This window comes from Nodosilinea sp. LEGE 07298 (assembly GCF_015207265.1).
GTDB lineage: Bacteria > Cyanobacteriota > Cyanobacteriia > Phormidesmidales > Phormidesmidaceae > Nodosilinea.
Genome location: NZ_JADEXE010000159.1, coordinates 1 through 15,675 on the forward strand (window position 1 = coordinate 1; position 15,675 = coordinate 15,675).

General features: G+C 55.3%; 16 protein-coding genes. 7 read left to right on the forward strand and 9 right to left on the reverse strand.

Annotated elements, in window-relative coordinates; genetic code table 11:
• On the reverse strand, positions 1-324 hold a 324-nt coding region (locus IQ273_RS19955), incomplete at its 3' end, for a DnaA N-terminal domain-containing protein (protein WP_313898177.1).
• Between the two features lie 431 nt (positions 325-755).
• On the opposite strand from IQ273_RS19955, the gene def reads away from it, so the two are divergent.
• From def to chlP, 3 genes are all read left to right on the forward strand, one after another.
• Positions 756-1,337, forward strand: a complete 582-nt coding sequence (def, locus tag IQ273_RS19960) for a peptide deformylase (RefSeq protein WP_194024917.1) — start codon at positions 756-758, stop codon at positions 1,335-1,337.
• 136 nt (positions 1,338-1,473) lie between these two features.
• Complete coding sequence (locus IQ273_RS19965) at positions 1,474-1,836, forward strand: hypothetical protein (protein WP_228053431.1); 363 nt, start codon at positions 1,474-1,476, stop codon at positions 1,834-1,836.
• Positions 1,837-2,149: 313 nt separating this feature from the next.
• Complete coding sequence (gene chlP / locus IQ273_RS19970) at positions 2,150-3,385, forward strand: geranylgeranyl reductase (RefSeq protein ID WP_194024918.1); 1,236 nt, start codon at positions 2,150-2,152, stop codon at positions 3,383-3,385.
• A gap of 103 nt (positions 3,386-3,488) precedes the next feature.
• On the opposite strand, the gene IQ273_RS19975 is transcribed toward chlP, so the two are convergent.
• The 3 genes from IQ273_RS19975 to IQ273_RS19985 form a co-directional block, all read right to left on the reverse strand.
• Positions 3,489-3,872: a HEPN domain-containing protein gene (locus IQ273_RS19975; protein WP_194024919.1), complete on the reverse strand. Its 384-nt coding sequence runs from the start codon at positions 3,870-3,872 to the stop codon at positions 3,489-3,491.
• Complete coding sequence (locus IQ273_RS19980; RefSeq protein ID WP_194024920.1) at positions 3,844-4,173, reverse strand: nucleotidyltransferase domain-containing protein; 330 nt, start codon at positions 4,171-4,173, stop codon at positions 3,844-3,846. Before IQ273_RS19980 ends, IQ273_RS19975 begins: the two co-directional genes overlap by 29 nt.
• Before the next feature lie 147 nt (positions 4,174-4,320).
• Positions 4,321-5,484 (reverse strand): GuaB3 family IMP dehydrogenase-related protein, encoded by a 1,164-nt coding sequence (locus tag IQ273_RS19985; RefSeq protein WP_194024921.1) that lies wholly within the window; start codon positions 5,482-5,484, stop codon positions 4,321-4,323.
• 179 nt (positions 5,485-5,663) lie between these two features.
• Between IQ273_RS19985 and IQ273_RS19990 the strand changes: the two genes are divergently transcribed.
• The 4 genes from IQ273_RS19990 to IQ273_RS20005 all read left to right on the forward strand — a co-directional run bounded on the left by IQ273_RS19990 (position 5,664) and on the right by IQ273_RS20005 (position 10,077).
• Positions 5,664-6,368: a TrkA family potassium uptake protein gene (locus IQ273_RS19990; protein ID WP_194024922.1), complete on the forward strand. Its 705-nt coding sequence runs from the start codon at positions 5,664-5,666 to the stop codon at positions 6,366-6,368.
• Positions 6,369-6,371: 3 nt separating this feature from the next.
• The gene (locus IQ273_RS19995) at positions 6,372-7,544 is read left to right on the forward strand and encodes an anhydro-N-acetylmuramic acid kinase (RefSeq protein ID WP_194024923.1); all 1,173 of its coding nucleotides are present in this window, start codon (positions 6,372-6,374) and stop codon (positions 7,542-7,544) included.
• A gap of 185 nt (positions 7,545-7,729) precedes the next feature.
• On the forward strand, positions 7,730-8,137 hold the full coding sequence (locus tag IQ273_RS20000; RefSeq protein WP_194024930.1) for a hypothetical protein: 408 nt from the start codon (positions 7,730-7,732) through the stop codon (positions 8,135-8,137).
• A 398-nt stretch (positions 8,138-8,535) separates the two neighbouring features.
• Positions 8,536-10,077: a serine/threonine-protein kinase gene (locus IQ273_RS20005; protein WP_194024924.1), complete on the forward strand. Its 1,542-nt coding sequence runs from the start codon at positions 8,536-8,538 to the stop codon at positions 10,075-10,077.
• Positions 10,078-10,104: 27 nt separating this feature from the next.
• On the opposite strand, the gene IQ273_RS20010 is transcribed toward IQ273_RS20005, so the two are convergent.
• The 5 genes from IQ273_RS20010 to IQ273_RS20030 all read right to left on the reverse strand — a co-directional run bounded on the left by IQ273_RS20010 (position 10,105) and on the right by IQ273_RS20030 (position 15,513).
• A complete protein-coding gene (locus IQ273_RS20010; protein ID WP_194024925.1) occupies positions 10,105-10,977 on the reverse strand; it encodes a universal stress protein in 873 nt (290 codons plus the stop codon).
• A gap of 688 nt (positions 10,978-11,665) precedes the next feature.
• Complete coding sequence (locus tag IQ273_RS20015) at positions 11,666-11,860, reverse strand: NblA/ycf18 family protein (protein ID WP_194024926.1); 195 nt, start codon at positions 11,858-11,860, stop codon at positions 11,666-11,668.
• A 529-nt stretch (positions 11,861-12,389) separates the two neighbouring features.
• Entirely contained in the window at positions 12,390-13,169 is a 780-nt protein-coding gene (locus tag IQ273_RS20020; protein WP_194024927.1) for a PP2C family serine/threonine-protein phosphatase, read from the reverse strand.
• A gap of 19 nt (positions 13,170-13,188) precedes the next feature.
• Positions 13,189-14,904, reverse strand: a complete 1,716-nt coding sequence (locus IQ273_RS20025) for an AarF/ABC1/UbiB kinase family protein (protein WP_278000575.1) — start codon at positions 14,902-14,904, stop codon at positions 13,189-13,191.
• A 285-nt stretch (positions 14,905-15,189) separates the two neighbouring features.
• Positions 15,190-15,513 carry a DUF6825 family protein gene (locus IQ273_RS20030; RefSeq protein WP_194024928.1) on the reverse strand — a complete coding sequence of 108 codons (324 nt, stop codon included), beginning with the start codon at positions 15,511-15,513 and terminating at the stop codon, positions 15,190-15,192.
• Between the last annotated feature and the right edge of the window lie 162 nt (positions 15,514-15,675).

Genomic DNA, 15,675 nt, shown 5'->3' on the forward strand with positions numbered 1-15,675 from the left:
GGGTAGGGCCGGAGCTGGGGTTGGCCAGTTGACCTCAGCCATAGGCAGCAGCGCGGCGGAGGCATTGTCGCCATCGGGTACCACGGTCACCTGTAGCTCGATGGCTTTGCCTAAAATATTGTTTACCACCTGGGTAATGGTGCCCGCATAGTGCTTTTGCACCCAGTTGCGGGCAAAGGGGTTGGGGGTTGAAATTACTAGAGCGCGATCGCTCAGCGTTTGGGCCTGAGCGGGCTTAATCCAGGTCTCAAAGGTGGGGCGGCTCAGCTCCACCTGAAGCTGGCTCAGCACCTCTTCCCACAACCGATTCAGGGCCTGATCCACGGTTTACCTCTTAAAATAACCGCTGCCCTTAGGCAGACGTAGCGCATGGGTGAACAAATTGGGCCACCACCCTCCATCCCGCTAGCATTCTGACGCCAGAACTGGGGTTTTCCAAGGAGGTGTAGCCGCTTTCCCGAAACCTGGTCATGGACTAGAACGTCCAGCCATCAACACGGGGATCTTTAGGGTACTAGATATATGGCGAAAAAGTGTCCCTGATTCTACATATAGCGCTTTGATGAAAATTGGATCCCGTAGCGCCCCAATCGAGTCAGGAGCTAGAGGCGTCCTGCTGGTTTATTGAAGCACAGGTGACTTGCTGATGGGGGCGATGTATACAATGACTACAGTATTTAAAGCAGCACCAAAAAGCAGCACCAAAAAAGCAGCACCAAAAGCAGTCCCGCACCTCGACCTGTGACCCAGAACCTATGACCTTGCCAGAGCCTTCTCAGCCCCGTCCGCCCGTCGCCCAGACCAAGGTATTAACCCTAGGACATCCAGTGCTGCACCAGGTGGCTCAGCCCGTAGCGTTGCCCATGGCGTCGGTCAACGATAGGTCTTTACAGCAGTTAATCGATCAGCTGCTCGCCACTATGAAATCTGACCATGGTGTCGGTATCGCCGCTCCCCAGCTAGGTCAGGCTCTGCGGATCTTGGTCGTGGCTTCGCGTCCCAACCTGCGCTATCCCCATGCTCCCCTAATGGATCCTGCCGTGATGATTAACCCCCGCCTGGTGTCTGCCAGCGACGAGCTAGAAATGGGTTGGGAAGGCTGCCTCAGCGTGCCCGGAGTGCGCGGTCGGGTACCTCGCCATCGGGTTGTTGAAGTGGAGTATAGCGATCGCTACGGGCAGCCCCAGCATCAGGTGTGGGAAGGCTTCGTCGCCCGCATCTTTCAGCACGAAGCGGACCACCTGGAGGGTAAGGTATTTCTCGATCGGGTAACGTCGGAAACCGATCTGCTTTCCGAGGCGGCCTACCAGACGATAGAAATTGCTGATCTGCCTTGAGGCAGGGTTTTGGTCCATTTCTAAAAACTATCCAACAGAACCAGGGCTAACCGCAAAGATTCAATTACCCTGAAACCTCTGGTCAGGCATACCCTGTGCAGATGTTTTTGGCCGCGCTCAGGCCATAGGAGGCAGCTTGAATTCCCATTCCCAGCCCCGCATTGTCCAACTCGATATGCTGGACACCGACTACGCCAAAATGGCGGCGGGTGAACCCATCCCCGACGACAAAAAGCAGCGGCTGGCCCAGGATAGCTACGACTTTACCCGCCTGGGCAAGCACATGGCCCGCTACCGCTACGGTGGCCTCGACCAGCAGGGCCAGGACGACATTCTCTGCACCCTCGGTACTACCGCCGGGCTATTTACCCTGGCCGATACCGAAGATATGAACGATCGCTTGCGCCAAACGGGCCGCTTCTACCTCACCCCCGGCGAACGCCAGCAGGTGATCAACTGGTTGGTTGATGAACTAGGCGTTGATTTAGAGGCTGAGTAAGACCAATGCCAGCAGGTGATCAAGTTTTTTTGCAGGCAAGCGGCCCTCACTTTTATATAGATGAAAATGAGAAAAGGTGAATAAGAGCACTACGGCAGCAAAGGCTGAATGGATCCGTTTCCCCTCACTTTTCCGCTCCTTTGCCCATCTCCATAGAATTTTATCTGGCCAAGGAATAGATCTGTACGCAATTTGGATAACTCAATGTAAACGAGTATTTCAATCGAGTTACATCCTATGAGAGAGGGCCAAAATCCCGAAAGTCCCGTGATACGATTCATCCGTAGCTTTTGCAATAGTGGAGTAGGCACCCTTGGTACTTCGGGTAGCAGTAGTAGGATCAGGTCCAGCAGGCTCCTCGGCTGCTGAGACATTAGTCAAAGCCGGTATTGAAACATACCTATTTGAGCGCAAGCTTGACAACGCCAAGCCCTGCGGTGGGGCCATTCCCCTCTGTATGGTCGACGAGTTTGACTTGCCGCCAGAAATCATCGACCGCCGCGTGCGCAAGATGAAGATGATCTCCCCCTCCAACGTTGAGGTCAACATCGGCAGCACCCTCAAGGACGACGAGTATATCGGCATGTGCCGCCGCGAAGTGCTGGATGGGTTTCTGCGCGATCGCGCCGCCCAGCATGGCGCTAAGCTGATCAACGGCACCGTTCACACCCTCGAAATTCCCACCACTGAGAATGGGGCCTACACCCTGCACTACACCGAGCACCGCGAAGACGGGCTGGTGGGCGACAACCGATCGCTCCAGGTGGATTTGGTGATTGGGGCCGACGGGGCTAACTCGCGGGTGGCTAAAGCGATTAAGGCAGGCGACTACAACTATGCGATCGCATTCCAAGAGCGCATTCGCCTGCCCGACGACAAAATGGCCTACTACGAAGACCTGGCCGAAATGTACGTGGGCAACGATGTTTCCCCCGACTTCTACGCCTGGGTATTCCCCAAGTACGACCACGTGGCGGTAGGCACCGGCACCATGCGGGTCAACCAGGCCAAGATCAAGGGCCTCCAGGCGGGCATTCGAGCCCGTGCCGCCAAGCGCCTAGAGGGTGGCGAAATCATCAAAGTAGAAGCGCACCCCATCCCAGAGCATCCCCGCCCGCGCCGCGTCGTCGGTCGAGTGGCCCTGGTGGGCGACGCCGCCGGTACAGTCACCAAATCCTCTGGCGAAGGCATCTACTTTGCCGCTAAGTCGGCCCGCATGTGCGCCGAGACCATTGTGGAATTCGCCAACGGTGGGGCTCGCATTCCTACCGAAGCCGACCTCAAAGTCTACCTGAAGCGCTGGGATCAGCAGTACGGCATCACCTACAAGGTGCTCGACCTGCTGCAAACGGTGTTCTACCGCTCCGACGCCACCCGTGAGGCATTTGTGGAAATGTGCTCTGACATGGACGTGCAGAAGCTCACCTTCGACAGCTACCTCTACAAGACTGTGGTGCCCGCCAACCCCCTGGTGCAGATGAAAATCACCGCCAAAACCGTGGGTAGCCTAATTCGTGGTCACGCTTTGGCCCCCACCCGCAGCTGGTAGTGGGCGATCGCTTAGTTCCTTTCTAACCCCTTAAGCTAACTGGCTTTGACAAAATATTGTCAAAGCCAGTTTTTGTCTTTTTGAGACGTGGAACCCCGGCCTCTTATGCCAACCCCAAACTTTGCCGCACTGCCTGCCTCAGCTCAGCACACAACTCGTACATTTCAATCGCAACCTCCTCATCGGCGAAGAAACCTGGATATCGCACTTCAACAGCGAAGTCAGTCAGCAGTGCCAAAGCTGGGCGAAAGCTTTCCCAGTCTGGCTCTACAGGATTAAGCAAAGTTAGCAGAGCAGTCAGGTCATGGATTTTAGGGAAGGGAATGTCAGCGACTAACAGCCTGGCCTTGAGATATTTTTCGACACACTGCTGAGTGTGGAAACAAACGGCATCGTAATTTGGCATTTGCTGAACCTGCAATTCTCGGCTAGCTGTGCCAAAATCTCCCTCGGCCTTATCAATCCACTCCTGTAATATTGCTGTCATACAGCACTTTACCGTTGTTAACGATATCTTCTAAAAAAAAGTCCTGTATGGCCAGGCGCTGAATCAAGTATTCAGGAGTTCGCACTAATAAATCAAGCGCAAACCTAGGCTTAACCTGACAACGAATCTCTGCCGCTTTGCGAGCCGGGTATCCCTCAAAGGGCAAGACCACCAACAGGTCTACATCGGAGTCTTCGGTAGGCTCACCGTAGGCGTAGGAGCCAAACAGAATAATGCGATCGGGGCTGAACTGTTCAGCAATTTGCCGACCCAGCGCTTCAATTTGCTGCATATCAACCATGGGTTGCCTCCAGCTATTTCACCAATTCTGCCACGGCTGCCAATACCAAAAAAGCTAGATGCCTAGAACTCTAATAAAAGAATGGCTTTTGAGACTCTAGAGTCCCAAAAGCCATTTCTCAAACCATTGAGGCTCTGCCAGATTCGCTTATTTACCCATACCCAGCTGCTGAGCCTTCTGGTACACCTTGCCCTCCGTCAGCAGCGAGGGGGCAATCACCACCTCCACCTGCTGCATCTCCTTAAGATCCTTGGCTCCCAGAGTACCCATGCTGGTTTGCAGTGCCCCTAAGAAGTTGTGGGTGCCGTCGTCGAGCTGAGCCGGGCCGCGCAGAATATGCTCCAGGCTGCCGGTAGTACCCACCTTAATGCGGGTGCCGCGAGGCAGCACTGGGCTAGGAGTCGCCATCCCCCAGTGAAAACCACGACCCGGCGCTTCGGCAGCACGGGCAAAGGGCGAGCCAATCATCACGCCGTCGGCCCCACAGGCGATGCACTTACAGATATCGCCGCCAGTAACTAAGCCGCCATCGGCCACGATCGCCACATAGCGCCCCGTTTCGGCAAAGAAGTCATCGCGGGCAGCGGCACAGTCGGCCACCGCTGTCGCCTGGGGAATGCCGATGCCCAGCACCCCGCGCGAGGTACAGGCGGCCCCTGGGCCAATGCCGACCATCACGGCGGCGGCTCCGGCCTTCATCAAATTGAGCGCAACTTCGTAAGTGACGCAGTTGCCCAAGATCACCGGCATGGGCATTTCGGCGCAGAAGGCGGCCAAATCGAGCGGGCTGATATCCTTGGGAGACAGGTGAGCGGTAGACACCACCGTAGCCTGCACGAACACCAGATCGGCCCCTGCCTCAGCTACAGTAGCGCCAAAGCGAGCGGCCCCAGCGGGGGTCAGGCTCACCGCTGCAACGCCACCGCCCGCTTTAATCGCCTGAATGCGCTGGGTAATAAGCTCAGGCTTGATTGGTTCAGCGTAGAGAGCCTGCATCAGCCCCACAAATTCGTCTTTGCCGACCGAGGCAATCTGATCGAGAATTGGGTTAGGGTCTTCGTAGCGGGTTTGAATGCCCTCCAGGTTTAGCACCCCCAGCGCCCCTAACTCAGATAGCCGAATGGCCATAGCCACATCTACGACACCATCCATAGCGCTGGCAATAATTGGAATCTCGCGTTCAATACCGCCAATCTGCCAACGGGTGTTAGCCAAGCTTGGATCCAGAGTTCTGGGTCCTGGGACCAGGGCAATTTCGTCAATGCCGTACGCTCTGCGGACTACTTTGCCGCGACCTAGTTGTATATTCACGTCCTTCTTTACCCTCTGGGCCAAAACCATTAGGTTAGCCTAGCAAAAAAGATTTCTCGCCGTATAGCTATTGGGCTAGAACCCCGCTAGCCGTGGGGATACGGCGGTGGGTGATAAGATTGGTCAGGTTCGGGCCAGAGCACGATTGAGAGCACTATTTTTAGCGGGGAAAAAGGGTTGTGAATCTGTCGTCGCTGACGTTTTTGCGCAAAATGCGATCGCCCAATCGCCAGTTTGCCGTTATTGGCCTGGGCCGCTTTGGCCGGGCGGTGTGCGGCACTCTCAACAACCTGGGCTACGAAGTGCTAGCCGCCGATACCGACGAGCGCCGGGTCAGCCAGGCCCTCACTGATCAAATCGCCGCCCACGCCCTTCAGATCGACACCACCCAGCCCTCCGCCCTGCGCGAGGCGGGCATTACCGACTTCGACACCGTGATTGTGGCGATCGGTAATTACGTCGAAGAGAGCATTATCACCACCCTCAACCTCAAAGAAGCCGGGGTCAAGAATGTCGTAGCCAAGGCGTCGTCTGAGATCCACGGTAAGCTGCTCGATCGGGTTGGGGCCGACCACGTGGTCTTTCCCGAGCACGAAATGGGCTGCGAACTGGCGCGATCGCTCACCACTCCCGGCATTCTCGATCGCTTTGAAATTGACCCCAACCACTGCATTGCCGAAGTGATTGTGCCCAAGGCCTTCGACCAAAAGACGATCGTTGACCTCGATATGCGCAACCGCTACGAGCTTACCCTGCTGGCGATTAGCCAAGACAATGACCCCGACCAGTTTGAGATTAACCCCAGCCCCGTCACCCGACTCAAGGCCGGCGGGCTGATGGTCGTGATTGGCAGCAACAAAGGCTTAGAACGTCTACCGGTATAGCCCATGCGCGTAATTGGTTTAATCAGCGGCACCTCCGTTGACGGTATTGACGCCGCCCTGGTGGAGGTGACTGGGCAGGGCTATAACCTCACTGTTTCACTGGTCGATGGACTGACCTGGCCCTATCCTGCCGAGTTGCAGCAGCAAATTTTGGCCCTCTGCGCCGGAGAGGCTATCAGCTTAGAGCACCTGGCTCGCGTAGATGATGCCGTAGCCCACAGCTTTGCCGATGCCGCCCAGGCTCTAATGGCCCAGGCGGGCGCGGCTGAGCTAGTGGCTTCCCACGGTCAAACGGTGTTTCACCGTCCGGTGGGTCGTCCAGCGCTGCCCCACCAAGGGGCAATTCAGCTGGGCTACACAGTACAACTGGGGCGCGGGGCGGCGATCGCCCAGCGGGTTAATTTGCCCACCGTCAGCGACTTTCGCCAGGCTGACATTGAGGCCGGGGGAGAGGGTGCCCCCTTGGCCCCGGTGTTAGACCTCTGCCTACTTAGCCACCCTACTGAGCATCGTTGCGTGCAAAATCTGGGTGGCATTGGCAACGTTGCCTATCTACTCCCGTGGGACCGCCAGGGCAACCCGCCCAAGGTAATAGGATGGGATACGGGACCGGCTAATTCACTCATCGACATCGCTATACATACCCTATCTGAGGGCAGCCTTACCTACGACATTGACGGAGCCTGGGCAGCTCAGGGCAACCCCTGTTTACCCCTAGTCAACCAATGGCTGGAGCACCCCTACTTCACCCAGCCGCCCCCCAAATCTACCGGACGCGAGCTGTTTGGTTGGGACTTCTTCCAGCAGTGCCAGCGGGATGCCCAGGCCCAGGGACTCAGTGCTGTAGATTTAGTGGCAACCCTGACAGAATTTACCGCTGCTTCCATAGCGCACGAATACCGCGCCTTTCTGCCTGCCCTGCCCGATCGCGTGCTGGTGGGCGGCGGCGGCAGCCACAACCCGGTGCTGATGGCGCGCCTCCAGGCCCAGCTACCCGAGAGCACCGTACAACCCACCGATACGGTCGGGCTGTCGGCTAGCTATAAAGAGGCGATCGCCTTTGCTGTCCTGGGCTACTGGCAGCGCCAGGGCTTCCCTAGCAACTTGCCTGCCGTCACGGGTGCCATTGGTCCTAGGGTGCTCGGTCGCCTCAGCGATCCCCTGTTAAGCCCTTGAACATAAGGGTTATCGAGGCCCCATGCCTCAGTCTGAACAATAGGGCGTATGCTTGAGAAGCAGAGGACAAATGACAGTGGGTCAGGCTGTAAGCAGTATCAAAGGGATGTTAATGGCTGGGGGAGCGGTGTGTAGTGCATAGCTTTTTAATTGAGCCTGGCCGGTGGACCCTGCAAGGCAGCTGGATGGAGCGCGATCGCTTGCCTACCCCGGTCAAGGGCAAGATCCTGATTGCCTGGAGTCGCGACGACTGGTTCTCCATGGTCATGAAGCTGGCGCTACCCGATGCGCAGCCTAACGAAATGGCGCTGCAGTACCGAGGTCGGTTGACCAGTGGCGATTGTCAATATACCTTTGTGCTGCAACACAGCCTGCTGGGGCGGGTCGAAGGGGAGGGCTGGGTGGCCCCCGAATCTATTATTCAGCGGTACTGGGCCTTGGGCGATCGCCAGCGCCGCACTGGGTTTGAAACCCTTTACCGCCTCGATAACGAACGCTACCATCTCTCCAGCGGCATCATGACTGGGCACTATCTGACCAGCGCTATGGAGGCTACCCTGCACCTGCAAGGCACGCATCCCCTAGGGATCTAGCCCAGCCAAGGCCATAGTAGGCAGCTGATTTATGGCTCTTATATCGAATGTACTAAAGTGGAAACAATGTCTTTTAGCGATAGCTGGGCATATTAACTCTATACTTCAGGGTCAGTAAGTTGTACTAGCTCTAAAGCGATAGCTGGATGCGCCATCAAGATAAACTTTAGTCCGCAGAGCGTTGGTAGACGATTTGCTATTGGTTCATCGGTTCGAGCCCAGGGGTTTGAAGAGCCTTGTCTGGTTGTCCATAGGTGCCCATCGCTACAGTTGGGTAACCTTGCTCTGTAAGTCTTTGGCTGGTTTACCCAGTAGCGATACCAGCTCTGCCCATTATTCTTCTGTCAGGATCGTTTCGCTCCCTACCCTGCCCCTCGACTATTGGCTGATACCGTTTTATGGCTGACTCAAATCTGGGCTGTAAATTAGCAAATCGCTATGAACTACTAGAACCCATTGGTCAGGGGTCTATGGGTCGTGTGTATCTAGCCGAAGATTTTCTGCTGGGCGGCGTTAAGGTAGCCGTGAAGCTGCTGTCCCAGACAATGCCCGGCGAAAAAATGCGCGATCGCTTTATGCAAGAGGCGATGACCTGCGCTCAGCTGGGCCAAAAAAGTATTCACGTGGTCCGTGTTACTGACTATGGCGTCAGCGATGAAGGGGTGCCCTTCTATGTAATGGAGTACCTTCAAGGGCAAAGCCTGAGCCAGCTGATCAACCTTCAGCCCCTGCCCGTGCCTCGTTTTTTGGGCCTGATTCGCCAAATTTGTCTGGGTCTTCAGGCGGCCCACGATGGCATCATTCTAAAGACTCAGCCCTATCCGGTGCCCATCATCCACCGCGATATCAAGCCCAGCAACATCATGATTGTGCAAGACCCCACTTTGGGGGAGTTGGCCAAAATTTTAGATTTTGGCATCGCCAAGCTCATGCAGATTGATAGCGATCAAACCAACTGCTTCATGGGTACCCTGGCCTACGCCTCCCCTGAGCAAATGGAAGGTCGCGAATTAGACAGCCGCTCTGACATCTATAGCCTTGGGGTAATGATGTTTCAGATGCTCACAGGCCACCTACCCCTGCGGGCCAGCAGCCACACCTTCGGCGGTTGGTATAAGGTGCACCAGACCCAAACCCCAAAGCGCATAGACGAAGTAGCCAGCAGCATCAAAATTCCTAAGCTGCTCGAAGACCTAGTTATGGGCTGCATGGCTAAGCCGCCAGCAAACCGTCCCCAGAGTGCCCAGGACATTTTGCAAACCCTAGAGCCACTCCAAGCACGTTACTTCAATGGCTTTCGCATCAGTCAGCGGATTGGCACAACCCTCAACCGGGTGCCCGTTACCCGCCAGCCAGCCCCCGCCGAGATCCTTAAAGAAGATCAGGTGTGCAAGCTGACCGTTTGGCCTCCCACCAAGCCCGTCGCCGAAATTGTCTTCCCCCACCCGCTACCTACCAGTAAAGGGGCTTTAGCCACCCTTTGGGCCATGATGCCCGAGGCCGAAATCAACCGGCGATTGGTCAGCACTCGCTACAACACCTTTATCTGCACCATGGCTCCCCACCCCATGATGCTGTGGCTCACCGTACTCTATAGCAGCGCCTATGGAGCCCGCTGGTTGCCCTGCTACCTTGATCTCAAAACGTCCCTGGGCCAAGACATCGCCGGACTGCTGGGTCAAACCGGTGCCTACAAGCTGCTGCTGTTTTCCCTCGAAAATCCGCGTCGCTGTGCCCATGTGCTGAGTTGCAACGTCTCCGACCCCCAGCGCAGCCTGCTGCAGGAGTGGGTTCTCACCGCCCGCAGCCGCCCCTCTACTGGGGCCATAACCACAAGCCGCGACCTACTACGCAACGAGCTCCAGACTAAGCTCAAAGCTAAAGTGCTACAAAAGCTAGAGTCTATCTATGTCGATACTGGATCTAGCCTTTCTGACTGACTACTACTAAGAGACTTTGAGACCGTTTTAATTAGGAAAAAACAGTACCGGATGCCAGCTACACCGCAAAATCTCGCGGGTAAGGCTGGGGGACGACCACTTGAGAATACCGTCAATGTTGCGAGAACAGGCCGCGATCGCCCCGATGTCGTAAGTTTCGGCAGTTTTCATAATTTCTTCTAGGGGGCTGCCTTCCACAACCGTTGTGTTGACCACCAAATTTAGCTCGGCTAGCTCAGCCTGAATTTTGTCAAGCTCCTGTTGGGCCTGTTCTACAGGATTATCGCCACGCAGCTCCCGGCGCACGTGGTCATCAATAACCCACAGCAGCCGTACACGCTCTAACACCGAGTTGGGATTGTTTTTGACTTGACGGTGAATGTTTTGAATTATCTTTTTGCCTCCCTCGGTGCCATCGTAGGGCACTAAGAGATAGCGAAATAGATGAGCACAGCGCAGCTTTAGCTCAGCGGTAGTATAGGTCGACATGAGCTGGGGCCGCAAAATAACCATCGGCACGCCGGTTTTCTCTGCCAGGGTAGCAGTGGTGCTACCAAACAACTTTTCCTCTAGCAATGTTCGGGTAGGTGAACCCAGAAAGATCACGTCAGTCTGGTGCTGCTTGGCCAGGCGCAGGATACAGTCGCTGGCACGACCCAGTTGAACCTCAATGGTGACTTCAATATCGTCGGGTGCATCTCGCAGCAGTTCTTGTAGGCGCTGCCGAGCAGGTTCTAGCTGTGTAGAGTCCTGCCGTGGAATCTCTGGCCCGCTCTCCACCGACATACAGTGTACAAATACTAGCGACTTGAACCCTCCAGCCGCTAAACTCGACCCAAACTGGGCAAGTCGGTAAATGCCATCGGTGAAGTCGGTACAGATAAGAGCGCGCTGAAACATAGTTCCCCCGTTCAGGTGCAACAAAACTGGTCAAGCGTTCGATGGTCAAAGACCGATTCCATTTAGGCCACCGTCCAGCTCAACAATTAAGCTCGACGATTAAGAGAGGCTGCTTTTTACATCCCACCGCTAGCAGTGGGGCAAGCCCTCCCTATTAACCATAACGTTTGACCGGGCTGTTTCAACCCTACCTGGCAACCTGAGACGCTCTGGGGCCGGAGTCTTATCTATTTCGCCAGCTACAAATGGCGACAAAGCTAGCGTAAATACTAATCCTGATTTTGGCCTGGTTTCAATACCCTCGCTGTAGATGAAACTCTGGCCTGTCTACGGGGTTTATAGAACTATATGTAGCCTGGCATTAAATCGAGCCAGGGAATGGCTAGCTTAGCCCTGGTGTCCTAGCATCTAAATTTTGAGTGTGAGATTGGTCTGGCATCGCTTAGAGGATGGCATCGCTTAGAGAACTCTTCGAGCAGCTATCTCAGCCTAATTGCCCAGAAAGCATTCAGAATGCGTTGATTTGAAAGGATTGCTTAAGGCGATCGCTGAGCCCAGCAGCTTGGTCGTCTATTGATAGCATTGAAGCTGACGCCCCGACATCCCCGGCCTGATTCAAGTTAATCCTGCAAGAGAGGGAGGTCGTCGTCTTCATGCTGTTTCATGAGAGCTTTAGCAGAAGGAGAGGCTAGATTTGGGGATTTGGCCCGATGCCCCACTCGTGTTTGAGAAAGTGCTTGTACATGCTTTCCCGCATCATCATCTGCTCGTACAGCTTGACTAGAAACTGCTGAGCTTGCTCACGACTCATTTTGTCGACCTGAGACTCAAACGATCGCAGACTAAACTGCTGCTCTAGAGAGAGTTGCATCGGTTCGTTCATGGATTTACTCCTGAGAGAGAGAACAACACCCCAGTTGAGATCGGTACCCCAAGCTCAAGATGCCTGAGTCACTAGCCTGAGGCGTTCAACCCGATCTCCATACCGGAAAACCAAGCTGAACCCGTCTGGCCTCTTGACTGGAATGGGTTTAGCCACAACGCCAACCACAATCAATGCGCGATGGTTTACAAATTATAACAATCATTTGACAAATATCCAATTGTTGGCGTTGTAAGCGAATATAACAAGCTATCCCCAAACCGTCATCTACCGGTTGGGAACTTACACTTTTTAGCAACGACAGCTAAGTAAAAATGCTCAAGGTAAACTTCTTAATATATTCTTTGCCTCAGCCGATAATGTCTCGGTAGCGGGCTAACGGACCGGCATATCAACGTAAAATCAAGGAAATAGGCGGTTAGAGATCAACTCTACTTACACAATTCGAGGCCCCACAGCATGAGCCGGAAGTCTGATCTAGTCGCAGCAAAAAATTTACCCTTGGAGAGAGGGGTATCAATGGTTGCCGCTAAACACCAGGGCTCATTACGGGGCTTGAGTCAGTACTGCTTGATGGTGGCGTCATATTGACAACTACCACCGTAATGTTGTCGCGTCCTCCCCTTTGTTTGGCGGAGTTAACCAGCGCTGTAGCCGCTGCTTCGCAAGCACGAATAGACTTGAGGTGAGAGGCAATCAGGTGGTCTGATAGTTCTTCAGTTAGCCCGTCGCTGCACAGCAGCAGGCGATCGCCGCTCTGCACCTCAATGGGTTGAATGCCGAATTCGGCCAGGTCGTCGCGCCCTAGGCACTGAGAGAGCACGTGCCGCCACGGATGGCTACGCGACTGGGCTGGGGTGACCTCACCGGCTCGAATGGCCTTAGCAATCCAGGTGTGGTCTTCGGTTAGCTGCTCTAGGTGGTGCCCCCGCAGCCGGTAGAGACGCGAATCACCTACGTGGGCACACCAGGGCTGGGAGTCGCCGTCCCGAAAAGTGACTAGCACCACGGTGGTGCCCATATCGGCCCGCTCTGGGTGCCGCCGCTGATCGTCAAGAATAGCGTTATTGGCCTGCTTTAGGGCCTGCTCTAACAGCAGCGCCGTGGCGGTTTCAAGGTGCCAATGCTGGTCTAGAAAAGTTTTGATAGCGGCAGTAGCCAGACGGCTAGCCTCCTGACCACCAGCGTGGCCCCCCATGCCATCGGCAACAATAAAGAACCGCCCCTTAGAATCAATATAGTAATCATCCTGGTTGCTGGTGCGCAGCAGCCCTGGGTCAGACAGTCCTGAAAAAATGCAGTCTACCATAGCAACTCGGACCAAACCATTAGGGCAGGCGATCGGCCCGGTTAACCTTGAGCACCGATCGCAGAAACGCAATGCCAGTGCCCACCGCCAGCACCCCCGGCACCACGGCCAGCCAGACAAACTCTGACAGCAGGAGCCCGGTGGCCGAGAGAGTAAATGCGCCGAGCAAAATGGCGTAGTTGTTGGCCATGGATACGCCACTAATACGTCGTAGGGCGCGATCGGTCTCGATTGAGCGCACTCGCACACGAATGTCGCCCCGTTCTAGTTTGTCGAGGGTATCTTCGATGCGTCGGGGGAGACCCAGGGCAGAGGTGCTGACCTGGGCGGCCTGGCGGCTTAGCTCGCCCAGTAGACTGTTAGCGCTATCGGTCGGGTTACCATTAGACATAAGCTGTGCAGCAAACGGCTTAGCCGCTTCCATAAAGTTAAACTCGGGGTCAAGTCCTTTACCCACCCCCTCTAGGGTAGAAAAAGCTCGCATCACAAAGGTAAAGGTAGCTGGAAAGCGGAAGGGCTGATCGTAGGCCACCGCATACAGGTCGTCACTAATGGCGTTGATGGACTGCTCCTCAAAGGGCTTGTCCATAAAGTTATCCAAAATATACTGGATAGAGCGCCGCACTGGGCTCATATCCTCCATCTCGGTTAGCGCCCCTAGCTCCACGAGGGAATTCATCACCTGCTGAGCATTGCGCTGGGCTACGCCCATAAACGTATTCATCAACCGCTGACGGGTCAGCGGCTGCACCTGCCCCATCATGCCAAAGTCATAAAAGATTAGCGAACCATCTAAGCTGACGGCAATATTACCTGGATGAGGATCGGCGTGGAAAAAGCCGTCATTCAGTAGCTGGTGCAGGTAAGCTTGAGCACCGAGCCGGGCCAGGCGGCTGCGGTCTAGCCCGGCGGCTTCTAGCGCATCGTAGTGGCTAATCTTAATACCAGGCATATACTCCAGCGTAACCACCTGCGAGGAGGTCAACCGCCAAAATACCCGAGGCACGTTGACCCAATCTTCGCCTCGAAAATTGCGGCGAAAGGTATCGGCATTGCGCCCCTCGTTGAGGTAGTCAATTTCTTCCCACAGAATGCGGCAGCACTCTTCATAAATACCCAGCCAGTCACGGCCTTTGCCCCAGCTAGGGTGGTTTTGAAAATAGTGGGCAATGCCTTTGAGAATTGAGAGGTCGATGGTGAAGAGCGATCGCAGCCCAGGCCGCTGTACCTTGACTACTACCTCCTCACCATTGTGCAGCTGGGCTCGATGCACCTGGCCTAGGCTGGCTGCAGCCAGAGGGATAGGATCAAAGGTGCGGTAGAGGGTGTGGATGGGCTTACCCAGATCAGCCTCAATAATGTCGCGGGCCTGCTCATAGCTAAAGGCGGGCACCCGGTCCTGGAGCTTAGAAAGTTCTTCAACGAACTCAATCGGAAAAATATCGGCCCGAGTTGAGAAGAGCTGACCCACCTTAATGAACGTTGGCCCCAGATCCAGCAGCGTTTCACGAATCCACACCGCTAACTGATGCCGCCGAGCCGCCTGGGCATCGGGGGTCATAGTACCGCCATAGCTCCAGGCTTTGCCGTAGAGCCAGCGAGCCCACAGCAGCCGCAGCACAAAGCTCCAAATATCGACAAATCGACGCTGGCGAGAGTAGCGGCCCTGGTTCCAGCGATAGGCTTTTTGGCTAAAGGGCAACCCCTTTTCGCCAGGGGGCGACTCAAGGCCCAGCGTACTAGCCAAGGGCAGCTGCGATGCCGCTTCACCCTCTAGTACATGCTCGGGGGGCAACGCGTTTAAAACACCACCATTGACTTCCGAACCATGACCCAAACTGCCCTCCCCATTGACTTGGGGGGACGGTAGCTTAGACGATGCAGACGAATCGGAAACAGCAGACACTCAGGCTCCTAGGCAAGGAAAACAGGGGCAACAGTAGCGGCCTTAAGACACTCTATCCCAGCTTAGGGCAGAGGCTTGGGGTGCTCAAATCCCAGGCTGGGGCTTAGGGTACTCCTAGACCTGGGAAGTGGTTCGATACTGCTGCAGGGCAACCCGGACCTGGGCAATTTCAGCTCGCAGCGTATCGATAGTGGCTTGAAGATCGGTCACCGAACCCGCTCCAGCAGCAGCACCAGAGTAGGAAACTCCTGCTTCTGCCTCAGCCTGCTGGGCTCGAACCATTACTTCATCCGTAAACTGCCGAAAGTATTCCCGCTGCTCGGCATCAAATTTACCAACTAGGCTGAGGCCATCGGTTAGCAACCGCTCGGCGCGCTCGTTGACCGCATCGGCCAGAGCACGACCGACGTAAAACGCATGCAGCACAGGGCTACTCATGGCAAACCTCAGGGAAACGGGTCATGTAACGGAATTATTTACTGTAGAGAATTATAACGTTCTTATTCATCTAACACCGGGCAGATATTCAGGTAAGTTCTGGGCTGCCCAGCCGGAGTCCGTAGCTAAATGGCTAGCTAGAGGACGGTGCCGGGGCAGGCG